This is a genomic window from Clostridium algoriphilum (genome assembly GCF_020443705.1).
GTDB lineage: Bacteria > Bacillota > Clostridia > Clostridiales > Clostridiaceae > Clostridium_AD > Clostridium_AD algoriphilum.
On the sequence record NZ_JAIZZK010000073.1, the window covers coordinates 1 to 6,604 of the forward strand.

At 27.9% G+C, this 6,604-nt stretch carries 6 protein-coding genes and 1 pseudogene; 5 read left to right on the forward strand and 2 right to left on the reverse strand.

Annotated elements, in window-relative coordinates; all coding sequences use genetic code 11:
- Positions 1–160, forward strand: a pseudogene (locus LGK95_RS21590) (PTS fructose transporter subunit IIABC); the annotation flags it as partial.
- A 205-nt stretch (positions 161–365) separates the two neighbouring features.
- On the opposite strand, the gene LGK95_RS21595 reads toward LGK95_RS21590, so the two are convergent.
- Positions 366–1,559, reverse strand: coding sequence for a hypothetical protein (locus LGK95_RS21595; RefSeq protein WP_226126965.1), 1,194 nt, complete (start codon positions 1,557–1,559; stop codon positions 366–368).
- A 934-nt stretch (positions 1,560–2,493) separates the two neighbouring features.
- On the opposite strand from LGK95_RS21595, the gene LGK95_RS21600 reads away from it, so the two are divergent.
- From LGK95_RS21600 to LGK95_RS21615, 4 genes are all read left to right on the forward strand, one after another.
- Positions 2,494–2,643, forward strand: coding sequence for a hypothetical protein (locus LGK95_RS21600; RefSeq protein ID WP_226126966.1), 150 nt, complete (start codon positions 2,494–2,496; stop codon positions 2,641–2,643).
- Between the two features lie 131 nt (positions 2,644–2,774).
- Positions 2,775–4,211, forward strand: a complete 1,437-nt coding sequence (locus tag LGK95_RS21605) for an alpha-amylase (protein WP_226126967.1) — start codon at positions 2,775–2,777, stop codon at positions 4,209–4,211.
- 335 nt (positions 4,212–4,546) lie between these two features.
- Positions 4,547–4,852: a phospholipase D-like domain-containing protein gene (locus LGK95_RS21610; protein ID WP_226126968.1), complete on the forward strand. Its 306-nt coding sequence runs from the start codon at positions 4,547–4,549 to the stop codon at positions 4,850–4,852.
- Positions 4,853–5,053: 201 nt separating this feature from the next.
- Complete coding sequence (locus LGK95_RS21615; RefSeq protein WP_226126969.1) at positions 5,054–5,296, forward strand: hypothetical protein; 243 nt, start codon at positions 5,054–5,056, stop codon at positions 5,294–5,296.
- Positions 5,297–5,810: 514 nt separating this feature from the next.
- Here the strand turns inward: LGK95_RS21615 and LGK95_RS21620 are convergent.
- Positions 5,811–6,233: a hypothetical protein gene (locus tag LGK95_RS21620; protein ID WP_226126970.1), complete on the reverse strand. Its 423-nt coding sequence runs from the start codon at positions 6,231–6,233 to the stop codon at positions 5,811–5,813.
- Positions 6,234–6,604: the final 371 nt, after the last annotated feature.

Below are 6,604 nucleotides of genomic sequence, written 5' to 3' on the forward strand. Positions count from 1 at the left end.
TGCATTGTTTTTTAATATAGGAATGCCAGTTCCACACGGTGGTATATTTGTAGTTGCTTTAGTTAATGGAAGTCCATTACTTTATTTACTATCGATTTTGATAGGAGCTACAGTAACCTGCTTAATACTAGGAATTTTAAAAAAACCAAAAGATATTTAAAATAGTTAAGAGTTAATGACTCATAGGCCCCCTGAACAGCTTATTTCAATTACTCAAGTAGTTAATATTGAAATAAGATGATTAGGAGGTCTATCTTTATGGGAAAAATTAAGTTTTCACGAAAGCTCACAGAAGTTGGCAATGGAAAGGCATACAACATAATTTTTCGTTATGTTGTATGCTATTAGATCTAGTATATTTACATTTAGAAAGATTTTTCTACTTTAAGTGCATCCCTAATTTTACTTTCAATAATCTTCATATCATTTCTCATTAACGAGTATTTAGTAATAAATTCTTCAACATTATCTGTGTTAGTTTTTGATAAATACAATTCAGTTAATTCCAATTTAGAGATACCATCATATTCTTGTTTTTTAATATCAAGTAATCCAAAATGTAGCATATTCCTTAAATTTTGTCCAAATTTTCTTAAGTCCAAACTCTTATTATTATTGTTATTAAATAATTTTCGTAAAAATATTTTATCATTTGAATACTTTAATGAGTTTTCAATACTATCTAATGCTTCATCATATTTAGTTGCAACATATTTACCTAAAAATAACATCCAATTTATATTAATGGTATGTAGATTTTCAGTATTTAATATATCATCGACTAATATAGAAATATAACTTAATTCTGTTAGAATCAGGATTAATCGTAATGTTGTAGAATGCTCAATATCAATATTTTTAAATAACTCCTCACTTTTATAATCAAAAAATTCAATATGCATATCTCTATTCTTTATACTAATTATAGGTACTTTAATTTTAGCAACTTTTGTTGAAAGCACAGTTAAAATTTTGGCTGAAGTACTTGCGTAGTTCTTTGTTTCTTCTTCTGTCCACTCTAACCCATTAACTTCAAATATGTAGTGCTTATAAAGATAATCAGTGCCTAAAATTAAACCTTTATTATTAGTGATTTTATATATTAGTGAAGTATCATTCCTAAATGGATAAAGCCAATCCTTTTCTTCCATGTTAAATTCTTTCAATTGATTATTTATTATATTATCAGCTTTATCTTTATAACTTCCATAAGTATTATATAAATGTATGTTATTTCGAATTGATTTTAAATTATTATAATAGGATTCATCATAGAGCTTTTTAAGTTCTTTTTTCAATGGACTATCCTCTATTGAATTAATAAAAGTAATAGACTCATATATAAATATAGAAATATCTGTAATGAATTTAGTTACAAGAAATGAGTTTCCATTTGTATCTCCATATTTCGCTTTTACACCATCAGATTTTTTCCATATATCAATATACGTTTCTTCAATATATGCATAACATTTTGCATTCATAGCAATATCTTTTAATGAACTATAGTATTTTATTTTTTCAACCTGTTCATCAGTTATTTTTCGTTTATGAGCCATATTTTTAGCCACCTTTCTATCCTATATTTCTATACTGAAATAAATTTTCCTTTTTTACATGAATATACTTATTAAGATATTGGTTTTAATATATACATACCTTTTTATAGGTTTTCTAAGGTACTTTAATATCTAAACCTCACAATTAATCATCCTATACTGTTGGAATTACCATGTGGCTCTTATATAACCACAGTAATATAGGTCTAACCCCTTCTTTAAGTAAAATAAAATATAAATTACAATAAAAGGATAAAGCGAAGAAAAATAATGCATAAAGTAGTGTATATTCTCAATTAGACACCCTTATTAGCAATAATATGGTAGTTTATTACATACGTTAAAGTAATTATGAGGCTATAGGCTCTATAAGAGTGAAATACAAATGTCGTGAAATTATATTTTCACGACATTGTACTTTTTCCCATCCCTAATATATAACGTGCTTTTTATCAGATGTTTAGGTGCTTAATTTTTTCTATTTCAAACTCAACAAGTGAACCAGAAGACATTATAAATATATCATTAGATCTATAAATTTTAACGCTATATTCAACATAATAACCATTTTTTATTTAACATACTATGCTGCCATTTCATCTGTAGTAATTTCACTTATTGGTTTTTCCATAATAAATCACTCCTTAATATAGATTTATACCTGGGATAACACTTATTATGTTAAATGCTATAAATATAAATTTAGTTTTAAAAAAGCCTGTATATAAAAAGACCATGGCTTTTTATGTATGATTAAGGGTAATGATAAATAATAATGACGATAAAAGAGGGGAAAAAAATTATATATAGAATATAGAATATATAATTTATGAAATTAATTAACTAGGAGGCGTTTTACGATGGAAGAAATATTAAAACCTGTATTAATAAATTAAACAATTGGAGGATAGAAAGATTAATTATTAACTGTCAGTTGAATGATCTTATAGTTGAATATAACAACCTAAATATACAGCCGGATTTAGAAACACAATTAAAAAACAGTACAAATGCTAATACTATAACTGAAAATCAAGCAAATAAAATTAAAGCTATCATAATGAATAGAAATAAGAAAAGCTAAAATGAAAATAAATAGGCCAAAGAAGAGTACATAATAATATAATGACCATGAAAACAAGTTGGTGCTATAAAGAATAACACCAACATTATTACTATTACCAACTAAAAAGATAATAAAAGGAGCTGCCTTACATGAATAGAACTATAATGCAATTTTTCGAATGGAATCTTCCATCAGATGGAGGACACTGGAACTTTTTAAAAGAACAAAGTAAATCATTAAGTGATGCGGGCATAAATACCATTTGGATGCCGCCAGCATATAAAGGTGCAGGTGGCAATAACGATACAGGTTATGCTGTTTACGACTTATATGATCTTGGTGAATTTGATCAAAAAGGAAGTAAACGAACTAAATATGGTACAAAGGATGAATATATAAATGCAATAGCTGAGGCTCATAAAAATAACATTGAGATATTAGCAGATATAGTACTTAACCACAAAGGTGGAGCAGATAAAACTGAATGGGTAAAGGTAGTTAAAGTAGACCCAGATGACCGAAATAATAAAATATCTGATGAATATGATATAAAAGCATGGACTAAGTTCAACTTCTCTGGAAGAAATAATAAGTACTCCGACTTTAAATGGAACTGGGAACATTTTGATGGGGTAGATTGGGATGAGAATAAAAAGGAAAGTGCCATATTTCAATTTACTGGACTTGGTAAGAGCTGGGATGTAGGAGTAGATGATGAAAATGGTAACTATTCTTATCTTATGCTTACAGATGTAGATGTTAGTTCACCTGTAGTATATGATGAACTCTTAAAGTGGGCATTATGGTACATTGAAATAGCAGATCTTGATGGGTTTAGATTAGATGCAGTAAAGCATATAGACTTTGAATTTTTCAAAAGGTTTATTAATGATATAAGGGAAATCACAAGTAAAGAGCTTTTTACAGTAGGAGAATATTGGCATACTGATATGGATGTTTTGAAAAAATATGTTGAGGATACTTCACACATGTTTAATGTTTTTGATGTACCATTGCACTATAACTTTGTATCAGCTGCAAATGAGAAGGAGAACTATGATTTAAGAGAGTTAATGTCAAATACATTAATAAGTTGTTATCCCGAAAATTCGGTGACTATTGTGGACAACCATGATACCCAACCTGGACAATCACTTGAGTCTTGGGTAGACAATTCATTTAAGTTGCATGCTTATACTTTCATTTTAACAAGACAAGAAGGTATACCTTGTATTTTCTTTGGAGATTATTATGGAATGCCAACTAATGATATAGCTCCGCTAAAAGATCAATTAGATAAATTATTAAAAGCAAGGAAAGAGTTTGCTTATGGGGAGCAACATGATTATTTCGATGATGCTCATATTGTGGGTTGGACAAGAGAAAATGGACTAGCTGCCCTAATTTCTAATGCAAATAATGGCGGTTCTAAGAAGATGTTTGTTGGAGAAAAGTTTTCAGGTAAAATGTTTGTAGATATAACTGGTAATATTTCTGGAGAAATTAAAATAGCTGAAGATGGTAACGGTGATTTCACTGTTAATAAGAATTCGTACTCAGTATGGTGTATCAGCGATATCATCTAATTTCGTTTAGTTTTAGTTAACGTATAATATTTTGTGATTAGTTTATTAATGTCAGTTAAGACTTCACTTTTATAACTAATAGTTTAAAATGAGCGTAATCATAATTAGATTTCTAAGGGGGATAATACATGGATAAGAAATTAATTAAGAGAGATACTTTATTAGCGTTTGGAGTTCTAGCAGTGTTTATATTAGTAATTGTTGTAATTCAATTGTTAAGATAATATACGAACTTCGTTAATACATCATTTCACGACATTTGCTTTCTTATTTCATTTACAACAAGTAGTGCTTCATCTGATAAAAAATCTATTTATGCTGTTTCTTTATTAAACGTGTCAAAACTCCTAAAGGATGGTGTAAAGGTATATCTGCATTCAGGTTTTATTCATGCAAAAACACTTGTTATAGATGATCACGTTTCAACAATAGGAAGTGCAAATATTGATATTAGAAGTTTTAGTCTTAATTATGAGATCAATGCATTTATTTATAATAATGATTTTGCGATTAAATGCTGTGATACATTTTTAAATGATATCAAAGACTGTACAATATTCAATGCTGAAACTTATTCTAAGCGGGGCTTGTGGAAAAAAAATTATGAATCTATCTGGCGTTTTATTGCTCCACTTCCTTAAAAGATGTAGGGCGTGAAGTTATTAAACTGTTTTTTTACTAGACAAGTAAAAAAGCCATTCACTATAACTAACATTATATTGTATAGTTTTTTTATGTATTATTAAGGGTAATTATAAATAATAATAACGAAAAAAGAGGGAAAAAAATTTATATATAGAATATATATTTTATGAAATTAATTAACTGGGAGGCGTTTTACGATGGAAGAGATAATTGATAGGAATTTAACTGATTTTGATATTAAAACATGTATTAATAAATTAAGAGATTTGAGGATAGAAAGATTAATTATTAACCGTCAATTGAATGATCTTATAGATGAATATAACATCCTAAATATACAACAGGATTTAGAAACAAACGTTGTAAACGCTAACACTATAACTGAAGATCAAGCAAATAAAATTAAAGCTATCATAATGAATAGAACTAAGAAAATCTAAAAGGGAACTAGGTAAGCCAAAGGATAGTACATAATAGGATTTTTGAGGGGGATAATACATGAACAATAAATTAATAAAGAGAGATACTTTATTAGCTTTTGGAGTTCTAACAGTATTTATATTAGTAATTGTTGTAATTAAAATGTTTTGAGTAATGAATAATCTTCATATATATCGTCCCAAGTAACCCCATATCATAGATGTGGGGTTATATATTGTAATAAAAAAAATAAATTTTTCATATTCGAAACCTCCTTATGTTTACTCTACCACGTCAGTGTAAGGCATTAACATTGGTAAATATTATGATTTGAATGAGTTTCCAGATGATATTTGGATTAAAATTAAAAATTATATAACTAAAAAGATGTGATTTATAGAGTTCGTATTATATCCTTTTAACGTTAGCGACTCATTGGATTTTGTAAGTTTTAAAACAGTATAATAATGTGAAACTACGTAAAAATCACCCGTGAAACACGGGTGATTTTTTAGCATAAAATTATGCGATACCTTAAAATTCTTTTTTAGTGTTAGCTTTCTTTGCTCCTGAACGTGCATTTAATTGTTTTGTTTCTTCTGAAGTAGCATCATTAGCGCTGCTATTTATATCAGACATATTAGACATACCAGTATTTGAAGCATCATCAGAAAAATTGCTTGCATCTGATTCATTACTCATTTGTCCCTTTTTAGAAGTAGCATCATCAGAAAAATTGCTTGCGTCTGATTCATTACTTATTTGCCCTCTTTTAGAAGTAGCATCATCAGAAAAATTGCTTGCGTCTGATTCATTACTTATTTGTCCTCTTTTAGAAGTAACATCATTAGCATTGCTATTCACATTAGACATACCAGCACTTGAAGAGATTGAACCTCTATTAGATTCTGATTGATTAGTTGATTTTTTTGCGTTTTCTAAATCATTTTTATTCATAAGTATTCTCCCTTCGAATATAAAAACTACACTAATTCATAGTGTGCATTATATAGTGTACCCGTTTCGTTATAAAATATCGTTGATAAAAATTGTATATTTTTGTGGTTTTAAAAAATTTTCATAGCATCAAATTTTATCCTATAAGTATATTTGAAGTATCTAAATAAATATAAAATCCCAAGATACTAATTGGTGAACAAATGAAATACAAATATAAAGAAAATAAAAAAACAGTAGGCTATTGAACTGAACCCCATACAGCGTACACAAAATAGCAAGCACTATCATAGAATATCTTTAAATTAAGCAATCTGACATCGTTTTTCATATGGTGTCAGTTTTGTTTTTAGTTGAATACGCTCATAATT